Raw genomic sequence first — 25,835 nt, forward strand, 5'->3', positions numbered from 1 at the left:
CCTCGTGATTCTTTCGAGGCTAGCCCTAAAGGCCGCACCGGTCACGCACCCATTAGTGGTGCATTTCTCTCCGAATTCTCACCGCCGATGCGTCGTCGTAAAGAATGGAGAACCAGTTCACATCGACGCCGTTGCAGCGTCGATTGGCGAGCTCGGAAAGGCATCGCGAAAACATCAGCTTACCGTCAGCACCAATCCGCGTCCCCTGACTGATGATCGCGTTGCACTTATGCGATGGTGCTGTTGTCGGGCGTGTCCATCCGACAGTGATGAGTTCGACACGCCCGACATGATGTGAAGCAGCGCGGATCCAATGGGTGGCGACCCAAACGATCCACTGGCCACCACCAACTAACGAGAGAGTTGATCATGGTTACGTTCGATCATACGGCACCCGCATGTCTACGTGCCCTCACCACGGGTGCATTTCCCTTACTTCACCGCCGAGCCGACGGCGCGACGTCGAGCCACAGTGGGCATTCGTCAAAACGGAAGCAGCTGATTCCGTCAAAACGAGCTGGATTTTTCCTGTAGCCCTTCACGCCGTGCGCAATACGCGGCGTGATCTAAACAAGTGGAGAACTCATGGAAGATATGCACAGCGGCCCGCAGGGACCGCAACTATACCTATTGTCCGAAGAAGGCTACGAAGACCTTCGAAATATCCAGGCCATGCTGTCACTGATGGCGAAAATCGCTTATAGCAATGACGACAACACGAACGGCAATGCCATGCTGGTGATTCCTCGTTTCGACCTTCATTACTCCATTGAGGAACTCAGGGCACAGATTGGGAATACACTGGATCGGCTAAGCAAAGAAAACGGTATCGGCAGTCAAAGCCGTATGTGGCAATGATCAGCAGAAGTTCCTAGGGCCGGCTTGTACAGAAATGCTTCTGTTTGGGCGAGCATGAATAAACGCCGCTCCTAACGCGGCGGCCTCACTTTCCATGCACAAGTGCATCACTCGCGCACATGTATCCCTAGTCTCACATTGAGGGACTAATCATGCTCCAGCTAAATCCGCCTTTGCCCATGAATACACCGAAAGGCGAGGGCTTCGCGCACGTCTTGATCGATTATGGTCCGGAATCCGATCTGTATTGGACGGTGATCATTACGAAATCCGGAGAAATCTGGACATTCTCCAACCGTGAAGTCCGCGCCTCCAAAAACATCACGCTGGGGCGCGTGTCGCCCGAGGAGCCGCCGCCAGGGGAAGCCGATGTTTCAACGAATCCCTTGAGCATTCCGAGCATCAAAGCCGCTCGTTAACACACGCTCGCCTCCAGAAAAGTAACCGCGCAGGACAACGCTATGGCCGGAATATGCATTAGCTTTACTGCCAACTTACGCCACGAATTTTCCGAGCTTGCCGGGTTATACGAGGCAGAGTTCGGCGAGGTGCGGCTTTCGCACATTCACAAGACCCGGGAACCCGGCTCCCCTGAAAATCTCGATATGGTGGTGCCGGAAGGACTTCCTGCTTTTCTCTCAAGCAAAGGATTTCCATTCCGCGTGATCGATTGAATGACCAGCAAAGCATGCGCGAACACAAATTTTCCACCCTTAAGCACAACATCGACCCAACTGGCCACTGAAACGGGTGCGGCAATGGCCCGTCCACGTAGCTCCGGACGTCCCTCTGCTGGTGATGGATCGGCTGTGAAGGGTATCGAGTGGCCACGAAAAAGATCGCCAACCCTGCATGGTCCTTGTGGCAAAAGCTCAGTGCAGGCTTAGTCACCGGAGCCGCCGACGATGACCCCAGTGGTATCGCCACCTACTCGCAAGTGGGCGCTGCGTATGGGTACGCCACTGCGTGGAGCTTGATACTGGCGATGCCTTTGATGATTGCCATCCAGGCGATCAGTGCACGCATCGGCTGTGCTTCCGGCAAAGGTCTCGGGGAAAACATGCGTAGGCATTATCCCCGCTGGCTGGTGTACGTTCTCGTGTCGTCCATTTTGGTTGCCAATATCATCAATCTGGCTGCCGATATTGGCGCGATGGGTGCAGCAACCGAACTGCTAGTAGGCGGCCCGCCGACTTTATACGCGGCACTGTTTGCACTTATCTCGCTGGGGCTGCAGATGTATGTACCGTTTTCACGGTACTCGCCCTATTTGAAGATATTGACGCTGACGTTATTTGCATACGTCGGCACCGTTTTTGTCGTGCATGTTCCCTGGGTGGATGTCGTAAAAGGCATCATTCTTCCCAAGGCGAAGTTCGACGCAAAATACGCTGTTGCCATCGTGGCCGTTTTGGGCACGACTATCAGCCCATACCTTTTCGTGTGGCAAGCCGCTCAAGAGGTCGAAGAAATTCGTGCTCCCGGACCCAGGCGATCGTTGAAACGAGCACCTTCGCAAGGTCCCGATGCGCTCGAGCGTATCGGCATCGATACGGCAGTCGGTATGTTTTTTTCGAACATCGTCGCGGGTTTCATCATCCTCACCGCAGCCGTTACGTTACACGCACACGGAAAAACGGATATTCAGTCGGCTTCCGACGCCGCTCAAGCGCTGAAGCCCATCGCGGGTCGATTTGTGTTTTGGCTATTTGCTGCCGGTATCGTCGGGACGGGGCTGCTAGCCGTTCCTGTTTTGGCGGGCTCCACCGCATACGCCGCTGCGGGCGTACTGGGCGAAAAATATGGTTTAGAGAACAAGCCGCATCAGGCAAAGCTTTTCTATGGCGTTCTGATTTTCGCGAGCATCGCCGGCATTGCGCTCAACCTCACTCCCATCAACCCGATCAAGGCGCTGTATTGGAGCGCTGTGATCAATGGTGTCACGGCTGCACCCATGATGGTGATGGTGATGCTTATGAGTAGAAGGCGGGAAGTGATGGGCGAATTTACTGTCGAGCCTTGGCTCTGGATAGTGGGTTGGATCGCTACGGCAGTCATGGCGCTCGCCGCCATAGTCATGTTCGTAACGTGGGGAAAATGACGGCATTTGTCGCACATGACGGCATACAGCATCTGATTGCGTTACGGACCGATAAAAGAAGCGAGGCCGCGTGTTCTTGGGCATTGTCTTGTTGAGCGCTACTGACTCTGACCATCCAGCGTCGGCGCGAATTTGTCGCTTCGTTCACACAGTGTTAGCTCACTTAAGGCTCACGTCTGGATCACGCCTTCGGTAGCAGATTCGGCTGCGTGTTCGTCTGTGAAACGGCCAGTTGCTTATCAAACCAGTTGCTCATCCATTAGTGGAGGCACCCATGAAAGCTAAAACGATGACAACGTCAGCGCTATTTGTGATCGGTGGTGTGGTTTTCTCTGGGGTATATGCGCAGTCAAATGCACAGACGGTAAATATTAGCGCTACAGGTGCGGTTACCAACAACAACGGTTGGATAAGTTCCGTCACCGTAAACAACAACGCCAGTTCAACTAGCGGTGGCACTACGTACGTCGTGAACTTTACCGGAGCGGCTCCAGGCGCGCTGTCATGCAACGTAGCACCAGCGATGTCGGGCCTGGACTCGCGCATGACCAATCCCGTAAACATGCCTAACGTGCTGGTGGTTTCATTTACTCCAACGGCACCGAATGCGGGCACCATCGGCGGCGCCACGGACTTCACTCTGACGTGCCCTGTCGCATCATCAGCCCCTGGCACGACCCCGATCACCACAACAACCACAACGACAACCCAGACAACGTCGACCACGACGCCGATGCCACAAGGCGTTCAAACAGCATCCATCAGCAGCACAGCGGCAATCAGCAACAACAATGGTTGGATCAGAAGCGTCACCTATGTAGGTTCCACCGGTTATCCACCCAATGCTTACGTCGTAGAGTTCGCCGGAAAATCGCCCGGTGCAGCCAACTGCCAAGTTAGTCCAGCCGTAGCAACAATAAATGGCTATACGTTTACGCCTGGGTTGTTCGATGGAAGCGACGGAACCTCTGTCATGGTCCGATATGCTCCCCAAGCAAACGTGTCAGGAGGCGCAGCTATTCCAGCGGCGGAGGACTTCACCTTAACTTGCTCGTTTCCGTCATCCTGATTGAAGGACGCGTGCACCCGAACTGGGGCGGGTTGGATTTTCAAATCCAACTTTAATCATTTACTCACCATTTCCTCTGATGTCATGCGGTGAAAATTCGCTCCGACCCATGTTTTCATGCGCGTAACTTTGAAAATTGGAATCGCTGCTATGAAACGATCCGTTGCGTCTTTACTCGTCCTACTTCCAATCAGCTTCACAGCGTTAAGCGGAGCACCTATTCTTCTCGCTGCGAACAGCGCTCAAAGCACACCCGCCGTAGCTGCCCGAGTTAGGGGAGTCTGGACCGTCACAAAGGTCAGCACTGACCCGAGTGCAAAAGTAGCCGCCTTGCTGGATAACGACCCCGCCTACTTTGGCGCCATGGTTACTTTTACAGGTGACGCCATTACGTGGGATAGCTCCAAAACAAACGGTAAAGGGACGTACGATACTTGCAAAAACCCACACTATTCTATTTCTTCGGACACACCCGGCTTCTATGCAATCAAGTGCAGCAATGATTCGTCAGGTTTCGACACAACGATTAAATCAGTCAATCACGATACGTTGATCATGAATTGGTACGACGGGGGAATTTTGACCCTCATGCGTAAGAGTTTCGGGACGTAATGCTGGGCAAGGTTGATCGACGCGATACCCAGACGGTCATCCATGCACTGATCAAGCACGCGCATAAGCTACTTTGGGAGCTTTATAAATCACTCACGTGGGATCGCGGATCGGAGATGGCGGATCATCGTCGCTTTACTTTGGCTACCGACATCCAGGGTTACTCGTACCATCCCTGGCAACGCGGCTCCAATGAGAACACCCATGGACTGCTTAGACAGTACTTACCCAAGGGCATGGATGTATCGGGCATCACACAAGCTAAGCTCAATGCCATCGCAAGAGAGTTGAACGAACGACCGCGAGAAACATTAGGCTTCGAAACACCGGCCGAACGTTTTCAACAAGCTGTTGCATTGACCGGTTGAGGCCGCCATCGAAAGCGGACACTCAACATCTGGGTTAAGCGGTGCGCGCATCCGCTTGATCGAAATGTTAGGTGCGCAGGCGATGCGCTGCTTGCCCAATTGCTAAAACTAAAAAAGCCACGCAAAGTGCAATGACAAATGCGTAGATAAGTCGTGTTTTATTGGGTAGAACTGCCACCACGATCATCGCGGCAGAGCCAGCATATACGTCTACAGCTATTGACGTGTTTGGTTCACTCCACGGGCAATACGCTATGAGGTAAGCACAAAAGCACAACAGTACAAATAGCCTCTGGTGGATACTTAGGTTCCAGGTTTTTTTTGCTATCGCTGCAATCTTTGCCATATAAGCCCAACGCTAAAGCTCAGCCACCGACCGGCCGCGGTGGCTGCTGGCCGGTCGGCTGGAGCGGTTTGTTCGATTGCGTACGGAATTGGTACGTAAAGCCTTTGTTTTCAGATTCAGCAGCTTCTTTGCCCCACGCTTCTAACTCTGGCTGACCTTGAAGAGCCTTGTTTTTGTCGTTGAAGAAGAGAGTAACCGTGGCGTCGTTGCTACAACTGCGAGAACAACTAAAATGCAGAATCCCAACGGCCAGAATCGTAGATGGACAGGCAACAATCGCAACAGCCTTCTCCATACAGCTATGAGCACGGCATGCAGAAGCCATAATTAGCTTCGGGCCCAACTGCCTAATGTTATCGGGGGGCGCCAAGCCCTTTGATGGCTTGATCTGAAAGCAAGCCATTTTTCCAATAGAGGCCTTCCCTTGCAAGGCCGAAGAACTGTTTTACATGCTGCTGAAAGCCCTTATCCCTCACTCACTGATTCGCGTTCTGGTAGGCACAAAAATTCTGCGCAGAACAGGCGAGTGGAAAAAATAAGGCCGTTAGTAGTATCCAAGTACGCACTATATTTCCAAGCAATCTAGCGCTTGAGTTAAGCGGCGGCGAAGCCGTCGACCTTGAATGAATTGTAGGGGGCACCTGTGAAATTCTGAGCGCCTGAGGCGAAAGGCGGCAAGCGCTCAATCTAAGAATTTCCAAGTGTCTGCCCCATCGAAGCGCTTAATGACGACCGACTCCAAGAGCGCGGGTTCAAAATTCCGCAGGTTGACTCCGTGGCGAGCGGAGGATGCGGGTTCAATTGGCTCCCAATGGGTGACGATACCGCAGTTCTTGCACCGAACATTCCTCAAGGTTCGATCGCCCCACACGTAGCTTTCCGTATTCTCGGGATGGCCTTGGATAGAGACCGCGCCAATTTCGTAGTAGGCCCATATTCCTCCGGTGCGCCGACATAGCGAACAGTTGCAACTAGTTGCCGTGTCGGGTGCTGCCGGCAGCGTGAGTCGCACTAAGCCGCAATGACAGGAACCATGTAGCGATGGTGGATGCTGTTCTTGGCTCATCGGAGTGTGCGCTGGTTGCTGTGTCGCCTAACTACCTAATGGACGGATGTGCACGTCCGGTTATACATCTGCGCTCACTCGCTGAACGCATCCCTTAATGCACTGACTTTTGGAAACTTTACCCGCCCCACGTCCGGCTAACAATCCGGAGCAAACCAGACTTTGAACATGTCCGCTTTGAGTTGCCGTTTCAACCGGTGAATGCAACACATTGGCCAAACGGCTTGGGGGTGTTGAGAGCCCCCGTTCCTTGAAGACCGCTTTAAGCTATCGCGCCGCACCCCTCGCGCATTTATCCCTACATTTAAGGTGTCTGGGAGATTGACGATTCACGTAACTCATCAGGGCGGCGGATGGCGTAGTGGCGTGCTTGTTTATAACTCAGTATCGGGTGTTGCATTGACCCATTGAGCTCACAGTCGAAAGCGGGCAGTTGATTCACGCGTTGGGATCGAACCGCTAGATGCAAAGACCTTTGTGTACCGCTAGTCGAAAGACATCGAAAACCCATGCGGGTTCGAATCGGTTTTGAATTGCACAAGCGGTTGCATCGGTCTTGGGTAACGCCCAAACAATGCCGCTTACGGGCTCACGCCAACAAACATCTTTTCGATCTGCATGTCATGGAAGGTGTAGGGAATGCCGCCGACTCCTAGGCCCGATTCACGTAAGCCCGCAAACGGCATCCAGTCGACACGGAAGGCTGTGTGCTCGTTGACCATCACCGCCGATGCATCCAGCTCATGGTAGGCGCGTATCGCCGTGTCGAAGTCCCGCGTGAATACAGCCGCCTGGAAGGCGACCTGCAGCGAATTCGCCGCATGGAACGCTTGCTCGATATCGTCATACGGATAGACGCAGACGACCGGTCCAAAAACCTCCTTCTGACTGATCTCGCAATCGGCCGGGGGCGCAAATAGCACCGTCGGTGCATAACACGTCTTTCCCACTCGCTTGCCACCGGTAAGAAGTTCCGCACCAGCCGCCACGGCGTTCTGCACCCAGCTGTCCACGCGGTCCAACTCTTTTGGGCGAATCAGCGGGCCCACATGGGTGTCTGCCTTGGTGGGGTCGCCGACGACGAGAGACTCTGCGGCGCGTGCCAGGCGGTCAGCCGTGTTTCGGGCGATGGACTGATGTGCGTAAACACGCTGCACGGACACGCAAACCTGACCCGCGTGATAAAAGCCGCCCTTGATCAGTTTGGGTATGGCTTTGTCGAGGTCCGCATCGGCAGCTACGATCACCGGCGCCGCGCCGCCGTGTTCGAGCGCACAGCGAACGCCCGGGGCGAGCTGCGAACGCAGCTTCCAGCCAACGGCGGCGCTTCCAATGAAGCTGAAGAATCCAACTCGCGCGTCCATGACGAGGCGCGACGCAAGCTCATTGCTTTCCAACACGATGGCTTGTCCCCAAGCTTCCGGAAGCCCTGCCTTGCGCAGGATATCGATCAGCGTCAGGCAGCTAAGGGGCGTATCGGTCGCGGGTTTGACGATGAAGGGGCATCCGGCGGCTACCGCGGGACCCACCTGATGAACGATCAAGTTGAGGGGGTGGTTGAAGGCACTGACCGCCACCACCACCCCGATGGGTTCCCGTTGTGTAAAGGCCATCCGATGAGCCGAACTCGCATTGATGTTCATCGGAATGACATGCCCGCCGTTGCCACGGATGGCTTCCGCGCATGACAGGATGCCATCGATGGCGCGAACGGTTTCCGCACGCGCGTCGACCAGAGGCTTGCCTCCCTCTTGCGCGATCAGCATGGCCAGATCTTCGGCTACGTCGATCATGTTTTGCGCGGCGCGCCTCAAAATGGCTTCGCGATCCGCCGCGGCGAGCCAGCCACGACGGTTCTTGAATAAGCGATGGGCGGTCGCGAGCGCGCGCTCGATGTCCTCTGCAGCGGAGACGCTGACTGTGCCCACCACCGCACCATCGAAAGGCGATTTGACCTCGAGCGTCGGGTCCTTGTCGCTCGCCTCGCAAACCATGCTTTTGAAGTGAAGTTGTTTCATGACGACGATCCGCCCGGCCTGAGGTCCAGGCTAACAGTGTAACGCCCCTTTGCAGGCCACAAATCTGTCGTCTATATGATTCACGCATCGATCTTTTGAGTCTTAGTCGTCGAAGTTCTCGCTCGGCCGGCGGAAAAGCCATCTCCGCTTTGCGTGGAAAGCGGGCCTTGACGACAGAAGTAGTGCACCTGCTAGTGCTCGCTTATAACCGTTCCACCACAGGCGCTGTAGCATTGTCGATAGTGAGAGTCGCATGTAAGTGTGTACGCCGAGGCACCGCAGTAATTAGCGTTGGCGGTGTTGTTACAGGTTTGTGCATCGGAGTCTGAAGTTGCACGAGCGAGACATTCCTTTAGTTTGATGGATCGATCGATGTCACATCGATCTGCTCGTGCGTTCGCGTCTTGTTGAACGTTGGCAACGCAGGACTGATGCCCAACCTCACAAGTTGTCACACACCGAAGGCCGGCTTCGGTTGTGGGTGGAATGTACCGATACGTTGCGCATGATGTCGGTATCAGGACAAACCCCAATCTCGCTAACAAACGAAATCCAAATCAAAGCCGGCGAATGACGTTAGCGGTACGCATTCCCATGAGCATGGACTCCTCTTGCTTGTAAGCGTCTTTCTTATTGCACTAGCTGCTGGGTTTTGTGTGCTGGTTATCCAGGCTCGACATTTTGAAGTTCTGCGCTGTATTGAAAATAGATCGGTGCTTGGACAGCGCAGTTATGAACGTACCTGTCCCCGTTATTTGTAAATCATTTGCAGGCACCCAGCGCTCGTTCAGCCGGCTCAGCACTTGCGCATTCGGGGAATGCCAAACAACTGGGTTCGCGATTTTAATGTCCGATTTGCGTCGAAAACGGGCCTTTGTCGCAAGAACCCTAGCAAAGCATGAGTAGTCAGGTTCACTAATAAAAACTCACCCTGATCTCGCTTTATACCTTTTCTTTTCGCGCAGTGCTTTGATCGGCTTCTGTGACGGCGCGCATGCAGTTAACACCCATCAGCACGCAAATAGACGTCTCATTAAGGAAAAACTGTCTAGATTGCGCGTGGGGATAGCGTGAGCAGTTTCTTTTCGTCCGTACCGTCCGGAACGGTTCCATTTCCGTTTGCGTCTAGACGGTGCGCCCTAAACAAAAGGTTTCTATACCGACCATAGCCTTGCGCAGTGGATTCGGCGCTTGCCTGTGCCCATCTGTCGCCAGCCAGTTGCTGGCTCGTCTACCTTCAGGAGCACTTACATGAAACGTATCTTCGCGCAATTAGCCGTTTTTGCCGGGATGCTTGTTGGAGTGGCGTGTATCAATCCCGCGCATGCCCAAACAACAGAAGGACCAGCCAATCCACCGGTTTATGCATGCGTAGACAACGTTGCAGGCATTCAGTCCGTAAGGTGGGTTACCTCGTTGCCTTGCGTTCCTCCGCTGCTTGGAACGACCCAGGTAGGTCAACCAAGTCAGACGGTATTTACCGCGGCCTTCAATGCAGATGGAACGTTGGCGGGCTCCTCCGCCTTAAGCGGCAATGCGAACTTCGACTCCATCGACGGGGTTTACACCATCACCTTTACGTCGGCATTCGCATCTGTCCCCACCTGCCAAGCGGTGCTCGTCGGCGCAAATTCAACCGACTTTCAATCCGAAGTGTCTAGCGTTTCGACAACGGGCGCTACAGTCGATGTTCAATCCACCGCGCCGCCCTATGACGCGGCTGCTTCGTCCTTCGTTCTGAGTTGCTCCAACCCTCACTAACTTAAGCCATCATCGATCAGCTCAGGCGATAAAGTACGATCCGATCTCTTCATCATTTCCGAAACAGAATCACAACGGCCCGCTGCATTGCGTCGACGCCAGCGGGCCGTCATTGACCGGTTATGTCTGCTCGGGGTCGAACAGGGGAATTGGCCTTCGAAACGCTGTGCGCTTCATTGGCGCTCGAAAAGTGTCTCTCCTTCGCTAGATGGAAAGGGCGTTCCACTTTTCCGCGAGCGATATGTTCAAACGTCAAATCGATACGCAGCTCTCTTACGTCAATCCGTTCGAAGCAGCGATGTCTGCTAGATAGCCCATTACGATAAGCAACGTAGGACAGCGAGCAACGATGCAGTGCCCCATTGGGATGCCGCCATAAAGCTCCAGCGTTCTCTGCTTGAACCAATCCCGCTTTCCATCTGCGTGCCAGTCCAACGCCAGCATTCTTTCTGCGCGGCCCGATAGGTGATGTCGCCTTTCGGGAATGCTGCGCTGCAGCTTGTCGCTCGTTACGGGAATATTATTATCCTAAAATAATACTATTGGAGACGCGCAGGCGGCGGCGACAAAAATCCGAAGCGATTGGCCCGGCTATCCGGCTGATCCCTCAGGTTGCTTTACGACATGGTTCACGAATCGCCAACGAGCGGGGGCGGCGCTTGGGTGACGTGGCCGACGGGGTAGTGCGGCATCAATCAGAGCAGACCGGCTTAACGGGGGCATGAAGTCATGCCCTCCGTTGCGTACATGTTTACGTAATTTAAGGGGCAATCCATGCAACGAACCAAATTGACGTTCTCGGTGTGTCAGGCGCTGGCGATAATGACTGGCGCTTGTGTGGTTGGTTATGGCACGCAAGCGCACGCACAAACAAGCACTCCGGCGCCGGCGACCAGCACACCTGCATCTGCGCCAACGGCCCAGGACAGTTCTGCTGGAGGCACCGGCACAGCGGATGACAAGAAAAAAGCCAGCGACAAGAAAGTGACCGACTTGAGTGTGGTGACTGTCAGCGGTCAGCTGGATGCGATCCGCCGTGCTCAGTCGATCAAACAGAATTCGGTCAACACGGTCGATTCGATTTCTGCGGAAGAGGCGGGTAAATTCCCCGATCCCAATGTCGCCGATGCCTTGCAGCGTGTGCCTGGCGTGTCGGTGGATCGAAGTGGCGGCGAATCCGATCAGATTGCCATACGCGGCTTTGGTCCCGATTTCGTTGCCGTAACGATCAATGGCCGCCAGATGGCCACCGCGTCCGGCACGCGCGCTTTCGATTTCGACGTGCTGCCCTCAGACATCATCAGCGTCGCCCAAGTCAACAAAACCTCATCGGCGGATATTCCCGAAGTGGATATCGGTGGCGTCGTCGATATTCAAACCGCGCGTCCACTGGATTTTAATGGGTTCCACGCGACGGGTACCGCAGCTGGAGTCAATAGCAACCTGAGCGGCAGTTGGTCCGGCAAGACCACGCCCAAGGTCTCCGGCCTGACTGGCTGGACAAATTCGGACCACACCTTCGGTTGGCTGGCCTCCGTGCAGTACTACAAGCGCGACGATACCCAGATCAATACGCAGGCAAACTCCTGGTACGTCAACCAGAATATTTCCCAGCTTTCCGGCTTGAGCAATCCCAAGTACACGAACGTCGCCATACCTGAAACGTTGGCCAACAACGTCGTAGTCGAAGAGCGCACGCGCAAGAGTTTCACCGGTGCGATTGATTGGCGCCCGATCGACCGCCTGACCTTCAAGTTCGACACCTTGTATGCGGGCTACCGGGTCGACCCGCTGGAGCACGAATTTGGCGAATACGGAAACAGCGGCGACTTCCAATCGCTCACCACCGATGCCAATAACACCGTACTGAGCTATGTGCGAAAAAACACCGGCGTCATGTCGAACGACTATGTCGTTGCCTACAATCCAAGCAACGAAATCATGAACCAAAACGGGTTGAACGTGGCTTTCGACTTCGATCCGTCGACCGTGCTCACTTTGGACGTATCCAACTCCAAAGCGTGGAACAAGGAAAGTGCGGACGGCTTTTTCACCGTGATCGGTGCGCGCAATGTTGGCGTCAATCCGACCTGGACCAACAATGGCGACAACGAACCGCCGAGTTATACCAATATCATCTCCACCACCAACCTCAACGACCTGTATGCGCACTGCTGCAATGCGGGCGGCCAGTCGAACAACGTCACCGAAGGTATCACCGAGTATCAGCTGAATCTAAACAAGAGTTTCGATAGCGGTGTCTTGTCCAATCTCGAATTCGGCATCCAGGAAAATCGCGAATACAACAAATCGGTGGACCTGACGACGCCCGATGGCATCCTCTGCAACGCGTACTGCGGCTATGCCGTGTCGGTGCCGGCCAGCGTTGTCGGTGCCTACATCTACACGCCGCCTGCTCCGATCAACGGTGTTTCGCAACCCGGGCTGCCGAGGCAATGGATTCAATACAACGCGCTTGCGTATATCAATTGGTTGACCACGCCGGCGGCCTACAATCAATTGACGCCCGCCAAACGCACAGCCTTGCTCGCGGCGCTGGCTCAGTACCACAGCTTTGGGCCGCAACCCGATCCCGGCAGCTTCAACGAGGTGGAGGAAAACAACAAAGCGGCCTTCGCCAAGGCGCTTTTCGATGGCACGCTGTGGGATAAGTCGTGGACTCTCGACGTCGGTGTGCGCTATCTGCACGTAGATTCGGAGTCTCAGGCTATTTTCCAAGAACCCACCAGTTACTACATAAGCCCAACCGATAGCAGTGCAGGTCAGGTTACATACGGACCGCTGCAGCCGCAGGAAGCGATGGGTGGATACCACAAATGGCTGCCGGCGCTTAATTTCAAGCTCAATCTGACCGACAACTTGATTTATCGTTTTGCGCTTTCCAAAACGCTGACGCCGCCTGAGCTAAACAATCTGTACTACAACCAAAGTTTCGGCACGCGACCCGAATCGCTGACGATCAGCCAAGGCAACCCCGAACTTCAGCCCTACACGTCGAGAAACTATGACATGGGCCTGGAGTGGTACATGAACGACGTCAGCTATCTTGCCCTTGAAGGCTTTTACAAGAAGGTCAGCAACTTCAGCACGATCGTCAGCACGCCCGTGGAGTTCCTCGGTCAGACCTGGTCGTTGAGCGAGCCGATTAATTTGAACTCGGCGAATATTTACGGAGAAGAACTGACGTTCAACTATCAGTTTGCGCATCTCCTGCCTGCGCCTTTTGACGGCCTGGGCATGGCTTTCAATTACACACACGTCAACAGCAGCGCGACGCTCAGTCCAGGCACGATCAGCACCTCCGGCAAATTTGCCGTGCCGGGCATTGGCGATTCGGCCAACCTCAGCGGCTACTATGAAAAAGGACGCTGGCAGGTACGTCTCGCCTACAACTGGCGTGGAAAATATCTGGAGAGCATTGCCTACGGATCGGGGGCTCAGCCTGAGAACCGCACGTCGTACGGCGAGCTGGACTTGAGCGCAAGCTACAAGCTCAACAACCATCTTTCGCTGTTCGTTACCGGCACCAATTTGACCCAGTCGCATCTTTACGACTACTCGGTCTATCCCAATCGGTTCCTCTATGCCGAGGCAGATGGCACCGTGTATACCGTGGGTGTTCGCGGCACCTTCTGAAACATGTCGTGGCATGGCGATCGGTTCCACGCATGACTTTGGAACGGACGTCCATGCCACGACTTCGGTAGGTTTTTGGCATGTTGAGCGATGTGTTGGCCAAAAGCGGGCACGTCGGCAGTTCGAGGCGAGAGGTTTCGATGAATGTATTGAAAAGTATTTCGATGGGCGTCGGACTCGGCGTTTTGTTAGCCGGCAACGTCTCTGCGGCGACGAACGCCACGACGCGCAGTCTTACAGTCGAGCAGGGCCATTTCATGCTCGACGGCAAGCCTTTTCGCATCATCGCTGGCGAAATGCACTATCCGCGCATTCCACGCGAGTATTGGCGCGCGCGCCTGAAAATGGCGAAGGCGATGGGCTTGAACACCATCACCACCTATGTGTTCTGGAACGCGCACGAGGCGCAGCCAGGTCACTACGATTTCAGTGGGCAGAATGACGTCGCCGAGTTCATCCGCGAGGCGCAGCAAGAAGGTCTGTACGTGATCCTTCGCCCCGGCCCCTACGTATGCTCGGAATGGGAATTCGGCGGCTTGCCGGCATGGCTGCTGAAAGATAAGGACACGCAGGTGCGCAGCACCGATCCGAAGTTCATGCAGCCGGCCCAACGTTGGTTGCATCGCCTGGGTGAAGAACTCGCACCGTTGCAGTACAGCCGCGGCGGCAACATCGTCGCTGTGCAGGTGGAAAACGAGTACGGCAGTTTTGGTCATGACAACCTCTATCTGGAACAGATCCGTCAGGACCTGATCGACAGCGGTTTCAACGCATCGCTGTTTTACACCTCCGATAGTGCCGAGCAACCGGGCTCTCTGCCGGATCTGCTCAAGGTGATCAACTTCGGCGTCGGCCACGCGCACGAAAAATTCGCGCAGCTGCACACGTGGCAGCCGGGCGGTCCCTATATGGCCGGCGAATATTGGGTCGGCTGGTTCGACCACTGGGGCGCACCCCATCACGTGATCGGCGCCAAACAAGTCGCCACTGAGCTGACGTGGATACTTCAGCAAGGCTATTCGGTCAATTTCTACATGTTCCATGGCGGCACGTCGTTTGGCTGGATGAACGGTGCCAATTGGGACGACGACAGTTATCAGCCGGACGTGAACAGCTACGACTACGACAGCCCGCTCGACGAAAGCGGAAGGCCCACGCCGAAGTACGACGCATTACGCAAAGTGATCATGCAGGCGACGGGAGTCACCCCACCGCCGGTGCCGGCGACGCCAGCAACACAGGCCATCCGTGGTATCAAGCTGGATGAGTCGGTGTCGCTATGGGACGTGTTGCCGACACCAACGGCATCGCATGAACTCCAGACCATGGAGGCGCTGGGACAGGCGTACGGCGACATCCTCTATCGCAAACGCATCACCGCTGATTTCGCGGGCGAGTTGCGTATCGACGGACTGCACGACTATGCCCAGGTTTACATCGACGGCAAGCGCGTCGGTACGCTCGATCGTCGCCTGAAGCAGGATCGGTTGACGCTGAAACTGGCCAAGGGCGACACGCTGGATCTGCTGGTACAAAACGACGGCCGTATTAACTTCGGCCAGCAGATGGTCACTGAGCGCAAGGGCATCCTGGACAGTGTCACCCTGCAGGGTCACCCGTTGCTCGATTGGCAAATTTATTCGTTGCCGTTCAACAACAGCGATTCGCTGCATTACACACGGGTGACGTGCCAGCATGCACCTTGTTTCTTTCGCGGTACGTTCGACGCACCGGTCTCGGGCAATGCAGCAGCAGACACATTCCTTGACACGGCTGGCCTGGGCAAAGGTTTTGTCTGGCTCAACGGGCATCCGCTGGGTCGCACCTGGAGCATCGGTCCGCAGCGAACCTTGTACGTGCCAGGAGCGTGGTTGAAGCCGCGCGGCAATCAGCTGGTTGTCCTGGACTTGCTGGTGGAAGGCCAGCCCGTGCTGAATACGTTGAAGCATCCCGTACTGGGCACGACCACCGTGCCGGCACCTTGAAGCATGGCCGCAGCGATCGCTTTAACGCATGACGCATCGTTGACGAACGGTGCAACCAGCTCCGATACCCACCCGATCTCGTTTCACGCTAGTGGAGAAAAATCGATGAACCGTTCTCTTGCACATGTGCTGCGCACCGCGGCGCCATTCGCACTCGTTCTTGCCATCGCGGCCAGTTCCTCCGCAGCTCGCGCGGATCAGACAACGCCGACATTGCCGCAGATGGGCTTCAACAACTGGAATTCCACGCACTGCCGCGAGGAATTCAACGAAGCGATGATCCGCGGCATTGCCGACAAGTTCATCAGCCTGGGCTTGCGCGACGCGGGCTATCGCTACGTCAACGTCGATGACTGCTGGGCCAACTGGCAGCGCGATAAGAATGGCCAGCTGCAAGCCAATCCCAAGCGCTTTCCAAGTGGCATGAAGGCGCTGGCCGACTACATCCACCAACATGGTCTCAAGTTCGGCCTGTACTCCAGTGCGGGAACATCCACCTGCGAGCCGTTGCAGGAAAACCGCGGCTTTCCCGGCGGCCTCGGCCACGAGAAACAGGATGCGGCAACGTTTGCATCGTGGGGCGTGGACTATCTGAAGTACGACAACTGCAATAACCAGAAGGTCGATGCGCAGCAGCGCTATACCGCCATGGCCGAAGCGCTGCGTGGAAGTGGTCGACACATCTTCTACAGCGTCTGCGAATGGGGCGAAAACAAGCCTTGGCTATGGGCCGGCAAGGCGCCAGTCGACGCCAACTCGTGGCGCACCACGGGCGACATTCGCGACGAATATGCCTCCATGCTGAAGATCTTCAAAGAGAACGTGGTGCTTGACAGTTATGCCAGCCCCGGCCACTGGAACGATCCAGACATGCTCGAGGTGGGCAATGGCGGCATGAGCATCACCGAATACCGCAGCCACTTCAGCCTTTGGTCGATCATGGCCGCGCCGCTGCTGATCGGTACCGACCTGCGCACGATTAAGCCCGATGCGTTGCAGATCCTGCTCAACAAGGAGGTTATTGCAGTGGATCAAGATCCGCTCGGTGTGCAAGGCAAACAAGTGCGCGACGCCGATGGCATCCACGTGATTGTCAAACCGCTTAAGGATGGCAGCGAGGCCGTGGCGGTGTTCAACGAAACCGATGCTGCACACGACGTCAGCGTCGACGCCAGCGAGATAGGTTTGAAGAGCGCTGCAGGCTATCGTTTGCGGGATCTTTGGCAGCACTCGCAGACGAAGGGCGACGGCTCCATCAAGGCGCACCTGCCGGCGCATGGCATTGTGATGTACCGCATCAGTGCTCTTTAAGATACTGGCGATCTGTCCTGCTTGCATATGCACGGCGCAGAACAAGCAGCCTTGATCGAGCAGAAAGGGCAATTGTCAGTGCTGGAAATCACAAGTGCGGCGCTGAGTGCACGCATCCTACCCGAAGCCGGCGGTGGACTCGCCGGCTTCGACTGGCATGGATGGGGCGAGTCGATTCCTTTGATGCGTCGCTACGTACCGCTTTCGAATTCGCAGGCGCATTCGCTCGACCCCAATCGTTTGGCCTGTTACCCGCTGGTGCCATGGAGCAACCGCATTGCCGAAGACGGTTTTCACGTGGATGGACGCTGGATTGCTGTGACGCGCAATCGCGAAGGAGAGCCGTGGCCTATTCACGGCAGCGGTTGGCAGCGTGCGTGGCAGGTGCAGTCGCATACGGCGCGCGAGGTGCAACTGTCGTTGCGCGAATCGTCTGAAACGGCATACAGCTACGCTGCGACCTTGAACTATGCCTTGCACGACGATGCTTTGCAGGTCGACTTGGCGGTCACCAATACCGGATCGGCGACGATGCCGTTCGGACTCGGGTTGCATCCTTTCTTTCCTCGTCACGGCGAGGTCGACCTGCTCGCACCCGCGCCGCAGGTATGGATCAACGACGGTCAATCACCGCTGCCGGTTGAACGCGTCGTCGTTCCTCCGCATTGGGATTTCAGGAACAAGCGTGCATTGCCCGGCGGGGGTTTGGATCACGCTTTTCACGCATGGACGGGTGATGCCGAGATCCATTGGCGAGCACTGCGGCTTGGCTTGCGGATCAGTGCCGACGTCGATGCTTTCGTGTTGTATACCCCAGCCGGCGGCGACTTTTTCTGTTTCGAGCCCGTCGATCACCCCATCAACGCGGTGCATTTACCCGGGGGAGCGCTAGCCAATGGTATGACGATGCTGCAACCGGACGCTACGCTGAAGCATCGATTCGTCTTTAGCGTGCTCGATATGCTGCAACGTTAATCTCGTTGCCTTACTACTCGTGATGCAGTCAACAGGGACGGCTTACTTTCGCTTGCCAGGCGACTTGGCGGCACCGCGTCGAATATTGTCCTGTGAATCACGGACCAGCTTCATCATTGCTTGCCGGGCCACATCAGGTTGCTTGCCTCGCACCGCTTCGTAGACTTTCAGATGCTGAGGCAGGGCGACGTTGAAGTTGGAAGCATTGCCCGCAGACAGGCGGAAATAAGTGTCCAAGGCCGTTTCGATCACCGAAAATAGCGAGGACATCAGCTCGTTGTTTGCCGCTTGCAGCAGGCACTCATGAAAGGCGAGATCCGCCTTGGCCCAGGCATCAAGATTAGTCGCCGCCTCCATGGCCTGGTATGCATCTTTCAACACAGCCAATTGTTGAGTGGTGCGGCGGCGCGCGGCGGCAGCGGCTGCCGCCGGCTCGATGATCTCACGCATCTCTACTAGCTTTTCGACGAAGCTATCCGTTGGCATCGAGGCGCAACGCCAGCCCAACACCTCGGCATCGAGCTGGTTCCAGTGCATGGGATCGCGTACGCGAGTGCCGGTCTTTTGTCGCGATTCAATCAGGCCCTTGGCGGAAAGCACCTTCATCGCTTCACGCAAAGCGGTGCGACTCACGTTCATTTGCTCGGCAAGCAGTTCCTCTCGCGGAAAGCTATCGCCGGCCTTTAGTTCGCCACTGACGATAAGCCGTCCCAACTCATGCACTACCTGGTTGTGCAGGTTGCGCACGGCGATGGGTTTCATCATGGCATTGAACTCCTGAGACTGGATGCATTTAAAACACGATCTGGCGCGAGTTCAACTGATCCGGTGAACTGGATAAATTATAATATAATAAGCTCTATAGCAGGTTGCCCGCGTAGCGTCAGCGGGTTGTCGCGATGGCACGCAGGGCATGCCTAAAGTTACCGGTTGTTCCGAACAAGGTCTCTCAAGCCGGCGCCATAGATTTGCGCTGAAAGCATCGGCAGCCGCTCAACATTCGCAATGTGGGCCATTAGCCTACTTCGTGGACTTGGACCCACGCTACGACCATGGGCGGGGAAGCGCAAAGGCTCGGTGCTTGCGTGATCGCGCAAACAGCGCCAAGCAAAAACCTACGCTTCATCCGATGCATCGGACTATAGCTTTGGGCCAAGCCGACACCCTGTCGCCTCTAAACATATTGTATTATTATACGAATAAGGGAGCGCAGGGGGTGGCGCATCGCAGCATGACCATAAGGCCGCATTTCCGCTGTATTGAGCTCCTGGTACTTGTCGCTGTCAGCGTGTCGATACCGGTGGAAATCGGAGCGATACGCGTATGACATGAAAAGAGCATCTATGAGAGCCGTGAACATCCGCAATCTTCATGGTCACGTCACCCAGCAATTGGGGGTGCGTATCGTCAATGGGACGCTTCGTCCCGGCGATGCTTTGCCTCGCGAAGACATTCTCGCGGAGCAAATGGCGATCAGTCGAACGGTGTTGCGCGAAGCCATACGCGTGCTTTCTGCCAAAGGCCTGATCGAGGCACGCCCCAAAGTCGGTACGCGCATACGCGAAGAACGTTACTGGCATCAGCTCGACGCCGACGTATTGGCGTGGCGTTGCGCATCGATGCCGACCACGGATTTCACGCAGAAACTGGTCGAAATGCGCGAGATCATCGAGCCGGCAGCAGCAGCCCACGCGGCCAGTCGTTGCAGTGCAGAGCAATTGGAAGATCTTCAAGCCGCTTATCTCGCCATGGAGGCCGCTCGTGACAGCGACGAATGGGCCGAAGCGGACCTGGAGTTTCACGAGGCGGTACTTAAGGCCACCAACAACGAATTGATGATCTCATTGTTTTCGGTTGTTGAGACGGCACTAGGCTCTTACTTTGTATTGTCCGCGCGCAAAAGCAACGACTTTAAATACTCGCTGCCGTATCACCGCAAGGTATTCGAAGCGATACGGCGTCGACAGCCCGAGTCGGCCCGGCGTGCGATGCAACGGATGATTCTGGACTCGCACGCCAACATGACTGGCAAGCGTCGAGGACGGAAGCCGGTATGAACGTAGCGGTGCCACTCATTGGCCTCGATTGGGGTACTTCAAGCCTGCGTGCTTATCTCTATGACGTTGACGGAAACGTCGTGGCCACGCGTCAGCACGCATGGGGCATACGCCATTTACCAGAGGGCAGTTTTTCCGCCGCATTGCGTGCCATCACAACCGGTTGGCCGCCTTGCACCATCCTCGCTGCCGGCATGGTGGGCAGCCGGCAAGGCTGGCACGAGGTGCCGTACGTCAAAGTGCCGGCGGATGTCACCACCATCGCCAAGGGCATGGTGCGCAACGATGCTTGCGCCCGTCACGACATGTGGATCGCACCAGGTTTGCTCCAAGACTCACCCGCAAACGTCATGCGTGGCGAGGAAACCCAAATTATTGGCGCACTGTCGCAGCAGCCGGAACATCGGGCGAATGTCCGTTTCGTACTTCCGGGCACGCATAGCAAATGGGCCACTGTCAGCGACGGCCGGATTGCCGCGTTCGATACGATCATGACCGGTGAGATTTACGCACTGCTGATGAAGCATTCGATACTCGGCGCAAGTGTGTCGGTCGAAGAGCCGCAACCCGTCCCGAACGAAGCCTTCCTGCGCGGTCTGCATAGCGCCAAGGAAAGTGCGGCGGAGGGCGCATTCAGCCGCCTGTTCTCCTCACGTGCCTTGATGTTGAGCAATCAGCTCGCTGTCGACGACGTACCGGAGTTTCTTTCCGGACTCTTGATCGGTGAGGAATTCCGCATTGCATTGGTGCGCGACGGTGGCGACAACAGCGTGCCGCTGTGCCTGATTGGCGACCTTTCGCTGTGCCATCGCTACGCCATAGCAGCTACTTACTTTGGCTATGCGCCCCCGACAATCATCGGCGATGCGGCCGCACAAGGACTATGGCAACTGGCTGCGACGGCGGGACTGCTGGCGCAAGCGACAACGTACGATTTTTTGGGATTAGATGCATGATCCGCGACTGGTTGAATGCCCTCCCACTCGTAGCGATTCTTCGCGGCATTCGCCCGGACGAAGCGCTCGCTGTCGGCCACGCGCTGTACGACGCCACATTCCGCGTTATCGAAGTGCCGATGAATTCGCCGGAGCCGCTGGAAAGCATCCGGCGCTTATCGTCGGCGCTCGGCGACGATTGCCTGATCGGTGCCGGCACCGTACTGCGTAGCGAACAGGTCGCGCAGATCGCCGCGGCTGGCGGCCGTCTGATTGTCATGCCCCATGCGGATGTCGCCATCATCACTGCGGCCAAGCGCGCCGGCCTGTATTGCATCCCCGGCGTAGCGACACCTACGGAAGCCTTTGCGGCGATCCATGCCGGTGCCGACGCGATCAAATTATTCCCCGCCGAGCAAATTACGCCCACCGTACTCAAGGCATGGCGCGCAGTGATGCCGCGCGATCTTGCCATGTTGCCGGTGGGTGGCATTACCCCCGAAACCATGGCGCCCTACATCGCGGCGGGTGCCGACGGCTTCGGTCTCGGTTCGGCGCTTTACGCTCCCGGACGCGAAACGGACGACATACGCCGTCGTGCCCTCGCTTTTGTACAGGCCTGGAAGACGGGCACAGCATCTCAAGGAACCAACACATGAAGATCACTCGTCTCACGACCTTTCTTGTCCCGCCGCGCTGGTTGTTCGTGCGCATCGATACCGATGAGGGCATCAGCGGCTGGGGCGAGCCGGTCGTAGAAGGCCGCGCGCACACCGTTGCCGCCGCCGTTGAAGAACTGGCCGATTACCTGGTCGGCAAGGACCCGCGCCATGTCGAGGATCACTGGAGCGTTTTATATCGTGGTGGTTTTTATCGCGGCGGTCCGGTGCTGATGAGTGCCATCGCGGGCATCGATCAGGCGCTGTGGGATATCAAGGGCAAGCATTTGGGCGTGCCCGTGCATACGTTGCTGGGTGGCCCGGTACGCGAGCGCATCCGCGTGTATTCGTGGATCGGTGGTGATCGGCCGGCCGATACGGCCAAGGCGGCAAAGGATGCTGTCGCCCGTGGTTTCACCGCAGTCAAGATGAATGCAACGGAAGAGATGCACTTCGTCGATACGCACGCCAAAGTGCAACGCGTATTGGAAAACGTACAAGCGGTACGCGATGCCGTGGGCCCGGATATCGGTCTCGGTCTGGATTTCCACGGGCGTGTGCACAAGCCGATGGCGAAAGTGCTGATGCGCGAACTGGCGCCGTTCAAGCTGATGTTTATCGAGGAGCCCGTGCTTTCCGATCACCTTGAAGCCATTCCCGAGCTCGCAGCGATTTCGCCTGCACCGATCGCATTGGGTGAGCGACTGTATTCACGCTACGACTTCAAGCGCGTATTCACCACCGGTGGCGTGGACATCATTCAGCCCGATCCGTCGCATGCTGGCGGCATTACCGAGACACACAAGATTGCCACGATGGCCGAGGCTTACGATGTGGCGCTAGCCCTGCATTGTCCGCTCGGGCCGATCGCACTGGCTGCCAATCTGCAGCTCGATGCGATCTGCCACAACGCATTCATCCAGGAGCAGAGTCTGGGCATTCACTACAACGCCGCCAACGATTTGCTGGACTATGTCGTCGATCGCAGCGTCTTCGCTTACGAAGATGGCTTCGTCTCGATTCCCGGCGGCCCAGGCTTAGGCGTGCAAGTCAACGAAGCATATGTTGCCGAACGCGCGGCTATCGGGCATCGCTGGCGCAATCCGATCTGGCGTCATTCCGATGGCAGCGTGGCCGAGTGGTAAGCACCTCTTTCCCTGCGAGATTCGACATGTCTTCGTTCGCCACGTATCCAAGTCTCGTCGATCGTGCCGTTTTGATTACTGGCGGCGCCACGGGTATCGGCGCGGCCTTCGTTGCCCACTTCGCGCAACAAGGCGCGCGCGTGGCATTGCTCGATATCGATGAAAAGGGCGCGGCAGCCTTGCGCGTTGCGCTGCCCGATACGCGTCATGCGCCGCTATTCCTGCGCTGCGATGTCACGGATGTCGAGGCATTGCGTGCATCGATCGCTGAGGCGAGTTCGCACATCGGTAAAGTCGGCGTGCTTGTAAACAATGCCGCGAACGATCGGCGCCATCGTCTGGAAGACACTACGGTCGAGGAATTCGAACAGAGTATCGCCGTCAACCTGCGGCATCAGTACTTCGCAACGCAGGCGGTGGTATCTGGCATGCGCGAGCTGGGTGGCGGCTCGGTGATCTGCCTGGGATCTACCGGGTGGATGATCAAGAACGCCGGCTATCCGATGTATGCGATGGCCAAATCGGCGGTACATGGTTTGGTCAATGGCCTAGCACGCGAGCTTGGCAAGGATCGCATTCGCATCAACGCGCTCGTGCCCGGTTGGGTCATCACCGACAAGCAACGCGAACTCTGGCTGGATGAAGCCGGTAAGCGCGACATACAGCAAAAGCAATGCATGCCCGGCTATCTCGCCGCGGATGATCTTGCGCGTGCCGCGCTATTCCTCGGTGCGGATGACAGTCGCATGTGCACCGGCCACGATTTCATCGTCGACGGCGGCTGGGCATGACATTGAGTGCAGCGTTGGTGTTTGATGCACGCAACACGTTAGGCGAAGGCGTGACGTGGTGCCCGCGAGAAAAAGCGCTTTATTGGACCGACATCCACCAATCCATGTTGTGGCGCTTTTGTCCTGCAGATAACAGTACGCGTCACTGGCGGATGCCCGAGCGTCTCGCCTCATTCGCATTGTGCGAGAACGGCGAATGGCTCTTGCTTGGTTTGGCTAGTGGCCTCGCCTTTTTTCATCTGGAATCCGGAGAGTTGATCCCGATTGCCGACGTGGAAAAAGGTCTGCCCACACGCCTCAACGACGGTGCTTGCGACCGCCAGGGGCGATTTGTATTCGGAACCCTGCACGAACCCGCGGCCGGTGAGGCGCGCTACGCCGCTGGCGGTTTTTATCGGCTCCATGCCAATCGCGTGCTCGAACGGCTTCCACTTGGGTCTGTGGCCATCAGCAATAGCATCGCCTTCAGTCCAGATGGCGCAACGATGTACTACTGCGATTCGGTGACCGGCGTGATACGGCGCTGTGCATACGGTGATCAAGTCACTGATGCAGGGGTTCATATCGACCTGTCGCATCTGGATGGTGATCCTGACGGCTCCGCCGTCGATACCGAAGGAGGCCTGTGGAATGCACAGTGGGGACTAGGCCGCGTGGTGCGCTATGACCGCAACGGACATCAAGATCTCGTCATCACCGTGCCGACCCGTCAACCGACCCGTGTCGCGTTCGGCGGTGAGCAACTGAATAGGCTTTACATCACCAGCGCACGCGACGGCCTCACCACCGATGCGCTGGCGGACGACCCGCATGCCGGCGGTCTGTTTGCCGTCGATGTGCCGTTCACCGGCATCGCCGAGCCGCGTTTCGCGGGCCGCCCCGTGTGAGCACGCCACGCCATGTAGTCCACGACACCGATATAAAGATGCCGATCGAGGCATCCAATCCGCTTATCCGACTGGGGAGTCATCCATGAATGCCATTGCTACGCCCGCTGCGACGCACGCGAAAGCGACCGCGGTATTTACCTGCGTGCTCGCTGCGCTTGCCGGACTTATGTTCGGTCTCGACATCGGCGTGATATCGGGTGCCACGCAGTTCATCCAGCGCGACTTCGCGATCTCCGACCACATGGTGGAGTGGATCGTCAGCGGCATGATGTTCGGTGCCGCCATCGGCGCGCTGCTAGCTGGCTGGATGTCGGCTGCGTTGGGCCGCAAACGCTCGCTGATTCTCGGTGCTGTGCTTTTCGTGGTGGGCTCACTACTTTGCGGATTCGCCTGGTCGCCGTACACACTGATCGCGGCACGCGTGGTGTTGGGTCTGGCGATTGGCATATCGACGTTTACGGCACCGCTCTATCTTGCCGAAGTCGCACCGGAATTTATTCGCGGCGCGATGGTGTCGTTGTATCAGTTGATGATCACCATCGGCATTCTGGTCGCGTTTCTCTCCGACACGGCCTTCAGCTATAGCGGAAACTGGCGCTTGATGCTCGGTGTGATAGCGATTCCTGGCGTGTTGTTCTTGTTTGGCGTCTTCTTTCTTCCCGACAGCCCACGCTGGCTGATGATGCGCAATCGCGAGGCCGAAGCCCTCGATGTTCTGCAACAGCTGCGTGGCAATCCCGACACAGTGACGCGCGAAGCCAACGAGATCAAAGAGCAATTGCGCACACCCCAGCGCGGCTGGCATTTGTTCCTTGAGAACAGCAATTTTCGCCGCTCGGTCGGTCTTGGCGTACTGCTGCAGCTGATGCAGCAGTTCACCGGCATGAACGTAGTGATGTATTACGCGCCGCGTATTTTCAAGGATATGGGTTACGACACCACCTCGCAGATGTGGTTTACCGCCATCGTCGGCCTGACCAATGTGCTGGCCACATTCATCGCCATCGGCCTGATCGACAAGTGGGGCCGCAAACCGATCCTGTACACCGGCTTCGCCGTGATGGCGATCGGTCTTGGCGTCGTCGGCGCGATGATGGGTATGAGTGCGGTGTCGCACGCGATGCAGCTGTTCACCGTTGGCATGCTGCTGGTGTTTATCGTGGGTTTTGCGATGTCTGCCGGCCCACTAATCTGGACGCTATGTTCGGAAGTGCAGCCGCTGAAAGGCCGC

Annotated in this window: 20 protein-coding genes and 1 pseudogene; 18 read left to right on the forward strand and 3 right to left on the reverse strand. The window is 56.6% G+C overall.

All coding sequences use genetic code 11. From position 1 onward, the window contains the following. Positions 1-585: 585 nt before the first annotated feature. The 6 genes and pseudogenes from VK725_RS16500 to VK725_RS16525 form a co-directional block, all read left to right on the forward strand. Positions 586-858, forward strand: coding sequence for an XAC0095 family protein (locus VK725_RS16500; protein WP_325319150.1), 273 nt, complete (start codon positions 586-588; stop codon positions 856-858). Between the two features lie 179 nt (positions 859-1,037). After that, the gene (locus VK725_RS16505; RefSeq protein ID WP_325319151.1) at positions 1,038-1,277 is read left to right on the forward strand and encodes a hypothetical protein; all 240 of its coding nucleotides are present in this window, start codon (positions 1,038-1,040) and stop codon (positions 1,275-1,277) included. Positions 1,278-1,319: 42 nt separating this feature from the next. Then, positions 1,320-1,532 carry a hypothetical protein gene (locus tag VK725_RS16510; protein ID WP_325319152.1) on the forward strand — a complete coding sequence of 71 codons (213 nt, stop codon included), beginning with the start codon at positions 1,320-1,322 and terminating at the stop codon, positions 1,530-1,532. A 149-nt stretch (positions 1,533-1,681) separates the two neighbouring features. After that, positions 1,682-2,959 (forward strand): divalent metal cation transporter, encoded by a 1,278-nt coding sequence (locus tag VK725_RS16515; protein ID WP_325319153.1) that lies wholly within the window; start codon positions 1,682-1,684, stop codon positions 2,957-2,959. Between the two features lie 274 nt (positions 2,960-3,233). Continuing rightward, the gene (locus tag VK725_RS16520) at positions 3,234-4,028 is read left to right on the forward strand and encodes a hypothetical protein (RefSeq protein ID WP_325319154.1); all 795 of its coding nucleotides are present in this window, start codon (positions 3,234-3,236) and stop codon (positions 4,026-4,028) included. 602 nt (positions 4,029-4,630) lie between these two features. Then, positions 4,631-5,008: pseudogene (locus VK725_RS16525) on the forward strand (IS30 family transposase); the annotation flags it as partial. Positions 5,009-5,373: 365 nt separating this feature from the next. On the opposite strand, the gene VK725_RS16530 reads toward VK725_RS16525, so the two are convergent. Together VK725_RS16530 and VK725_RS16535 are read right to left on the reverse strand one after the other, a co-directional pair. Next, entirely contained in the window at positions 5,374-5,649 is a 276-nt protein-coding gene (locus tag VK725_RS16530) for a hypothetical protein (RefSeq protein ID WP_325319155.1), read from the reverse strand. Positions 5,650-7,001: 1,352 nt separating this feature from the next. After that, complete coding sequence (locus VK725_RS16535; RefSeq protein WP_325319156.1) at positions 7,002-8,438, reverse strand: aldehyde dehydrogenase family protein; 1,437 nt, start codon at positions 8,436-8,438, stop codon at positions 7,002-7,004. A 1,251-nt stretch (positions 8,439-9,689) separates the two neighbouring features. Between VK725_RS16535 and VK725_RS16540 the strand changes: the two genes are divergently transcribed. The 5 genes from VK725_RS16540 to VK725_RS16560 all read left to right on the forward strand — a co-directional run bounded on the left by VK725_RS16540 (position 9,690) and on the right by VK725_RS16560 (position 18,127). Beyond that, positions 9,690-10,199, forward strand: a complete 510-nt coding sequence (locus VK725_RS16540; protein WP_325319157.1) for a hypothetical protein — start codon at positions 9,690-9,692, stop codon at positions 10,197-10,199. Positions 10,200-10,973: 774 nt separating this feature from the next. After that, on the forward strand, positions 10,974-13,856 hold the full coding sequence (locus tag VK725_RS16545) for a TonB-dependent receptor (protein WP_325319158.1): 2,883 nt from the start codon (positions 10,974-10,976) through the stop codon (positions 13,854-13,856). Positions 13,857-13,996: 140 nt separating this feature from the next. Then, positions 13,997-15,841 carry a glycoside hydrolase family 35 protein gene (locus VK725_RS16550; protein ID WP_325319159.1) on the forward strand — a complete coding sequence of 615 codons (1,845 nt, stop codon included), beginning with the start codon at positions 13,997-13,999 and terminating at the stop codon, positions 15,839-15,841. A gap of 105 nt (positions 15,842-15,946) precedes the next feature. Beyond that, complete coding sequence (locus tag VK725_RS16555; RefSeq protein WP_325319160.1) at positions 15,947-17,152, forward strand: glycoside hydrolase family 27 protein; 1,206 nt, start codon at positions 15,947-15,949, stop codon at positions 17,150-17,152. 51 nt (positions 17,153-17,203) lie between these two features. Beyond that, positions 17,204-18,127, forward strand: a complete 924-nt coding sequence (locus tag VK725_RS16560; protein WP_325319161.1) for an aldose 1-epimerase — start codon at positions 17,204-17,206, stop codon at positions 18,125-18,127. A 42-nt stretch (positions 18,128-18,169) separates the two neighbouring features. Here the strand turns inward: VK725_RS16560 and VK725_RS16565 are convergent, their stop codons facing one another. Beyond that, a complete protein-coding gene (locus VK725_RS16565) occupies positions 18,170-18,892 on the reverse strand; it encodes a FadR/GntR family transcriptional regulator (protein WP_325319162.1) in 723 nt (240 codons plus the stop codon). Positions 18,893-19,470: 578 nt separating this feature from the next. Here VK725_RS16565 and VK725_RS16570 point away from each other — a divergent pair. The 7 genes from VK725_RS16570 to VK725_RS16600 form a co-directional block, all read left to right on the forward strand. Then, positions 19,471-20,184 carry a FadR/GntR family transcriptional regulator gene (locus VK725_RS16570; RefSeq protein WP_325319163.1) on the forward strand — a complete coding sequence of 238 codons (714 nt, stop codon included), beginning with the start codon at positions 19,471-19,473 and terminating at the stop codon, positions 20,182-20,184. Continuing rightward, positions 20,181-21,140 carry a 2-dehydro-3-deoxygalactonokinase gene (locus VK725_RS16575; protein WP_325319164.1) on the forward strand — a complete coding sequence of 320 codons (960 nt, stop codon included), beginning with the start codon at positions 20,181-20,183 and terminating at the stop codon, positions 21,138-21,140. The genes VK725_RS16570 and VK725_RS16575 overlap by 4 nt, the downstream gene beginning before the upstream one ends. Further along, the gene (locus tag VK725_RS16580) at positions 21,137-21,778 is read left to right on the forward strand and encodes a 2-dehydro-3-deoxy-6-phosphogalactonate aldolase (RefSeq protein ID WP_325319165.1); all 642 of its coding nucleotides are present in this window, start codon (positions 21,137-21,139) and stop codon (positions 21,776-21,778) included. Before VK725_RS16575 ends, VK725_RS16580 begins: the two co-directional genes overlap by 4 nt. Continuing rightward, positions 21,775-22,923, forward strand: coding sequence for a galactonate dehydratase (dgoD, locus tag VK725_RS16585; RefSeq protein ID WP_325319166.1), 1,149 nt, complete (start codon positions 21,775-21,777; stop codon positions 22,921-22,923). Before VK725_RS16580 ends, dgoD begins: the two co-directional genes overlap by 4 nt. Before the next feature lie 26 nt (positions 22,924-22,949). Then, entirely contained in the window at positions 22,950-23,714 is a 765-nt protein-coding gene (locus VK725_RS16590) for an SDR family oxidoreductase (RefSeq protein ID WP_325319167.1), read from the forward strand. Next, positions 23,711-24,601 carry an SMP-30/gluconolactonase/LRE family protein gene (locus VK725_RS16595; RefSeq protein ID WP_325319168.1) on the forward strand — a complete coding sequence of 297 codons (891 nt, stop codon included), beginning with the start codon at positions 23,711-23,713 and terminating at the stop codon, positions 24,599-24,601. Before VK725_RS16590 ends, VK725_RS16595 begins: the two co-directional genes overlap by 4 nt. 85 nt (positions 24,602-24,686) lie before the next feature. Continuing rightward, positions 24,687-25,835: sugar porter family MFS transporter (locus VK725_RS16600; RefSeq protein ID WP_325319169.1), on the forward strand; the 1,149-nt coding region annotated here is incomplete at its 3' end.

It is taken from the genome of Dyella sp., from assembly GCF_035486915.1.
GTDB lineage: Bacteria > Pseudomonadota > Gammaproteobacteria > Xanthomonadales > Rhodanobacteraceae > Dyella_B.

Bases quoted from the DNA above. Each gene is read 5' to 3' on its own strand.
- VK725_RS16500 (WP_325319150.1), top strand. From the start codon at position 586: ATGGAAGATATGCACAGCGGCCCGCAGGGACCGCAACTATACCTATTG.
- VK725_RS16505 (WP_325319151.1), top strand. From the start codon at position 1,038: ATGAATACACCGAAAGGCGAGGGCTTCGCGCACGTCTTGATCGATTAT.
- VK725_RS16510 (WP_325319152.1), top strand. From the start codon at position 1,320: ATGGCCGGAATATGCATTAGCTTTACTGCCAACTTACGCCACGAATTT.
- VK725_RS16520 (WP_325319154.1), top strand. From the start codon at position 3,234: ATGAAAGCTAAAACGATGACAACGTCAGCGCTATTTGTGATCGGTGGT.
- VK725_RS16530 (WP_325319155.1), bottom strand. From the start codon at position 5,649: ATGGAGAAGGCTGTTGCGATTGTTGCCTGTCCATCTACGATTCTGGCC.
- VK725_RS16535 (WP_325319156.1), bottom strand. From the start codon at position 8,438: ATGAAACAACTTCACTTCAAAAGCATGGTTTGCGAGGCGAGCGACAAG.
- VK725_RS16540 (WP_325319157.1), top strand. From the start codon at position 9,690: ATGAAACGTATCTTCGCGCAATTAGCCGTTTTTGCCGGGATGCTTGTT.
- VK725_RS16545 (WP_325319158.1), top strand. From the start codon at position 10,974: ATGCAACGAACCAAATTGACGTTCTCGGTGTGTCAGGCGCTGGCGATA.
- VK725_RS16550 (WP_325319159.1), top strand. From the start codon at position 13,997: ATGAATGTATTGAAAAGTATTTCGATGGGCGTCGGACTCGGCGTTTTG.
- VK725_RS16555 (WP_325319160.1), top strand. From the start codon at position 15,947: ATGAACCGTTCTCTTGCACATGTGCTGCGCACCGCGGCGCCATTCGCA.
- VK725_RS16565 (WP_325319162.1), bottom strand. From the start codon at position 18,892: ATGATGAAACCCATCGCCGTGCGCAACCTGCACAACCAGGTAGTGCAT.
- VK725_RS16570 (WP_325319163.1), top strand. From the start codon at position 19,471: ATGAGAGCCGTGAACATCCGCAATCTTCATGGTCACGTCACCCAGCAA.
- VK725_RS16575 (WP_325319164.1), top strand. From the start codon at position 20,181: ATGAACGTAGCGGTGCCACTCATTGGCCTCGATTGGGGTACTTCAAGC.
- VK725_RS16580 (WP_325319165.1), top strand. From the start codon at position 21,137: ATGATCCGCGACTGGTTGAATGCCCTCCCACTCGTAGCGATTCTTCGC.
- dgoD (WP_325319166.1), top strand. From the start codon at position 21,775: ATGAAGATCACTCGTCTCACGACCTTTCTTGTCCCGCCGCGCTGGTTG.
- VK725_RS16590 (WP_325319167.1), top strand. From the start codon at position 22,950: ATGTCTTCGTTCGCCACGTATCCAAGTCTCGTCGATCGTGCCGTTTTG.
- VK725_RS16595 (WP_325319168.1), top strand. From the start codon at position 23,711: ATGACATTGAGTGCAGCGTTGGTGTTTGATGCACGCAACACGTTAGGC.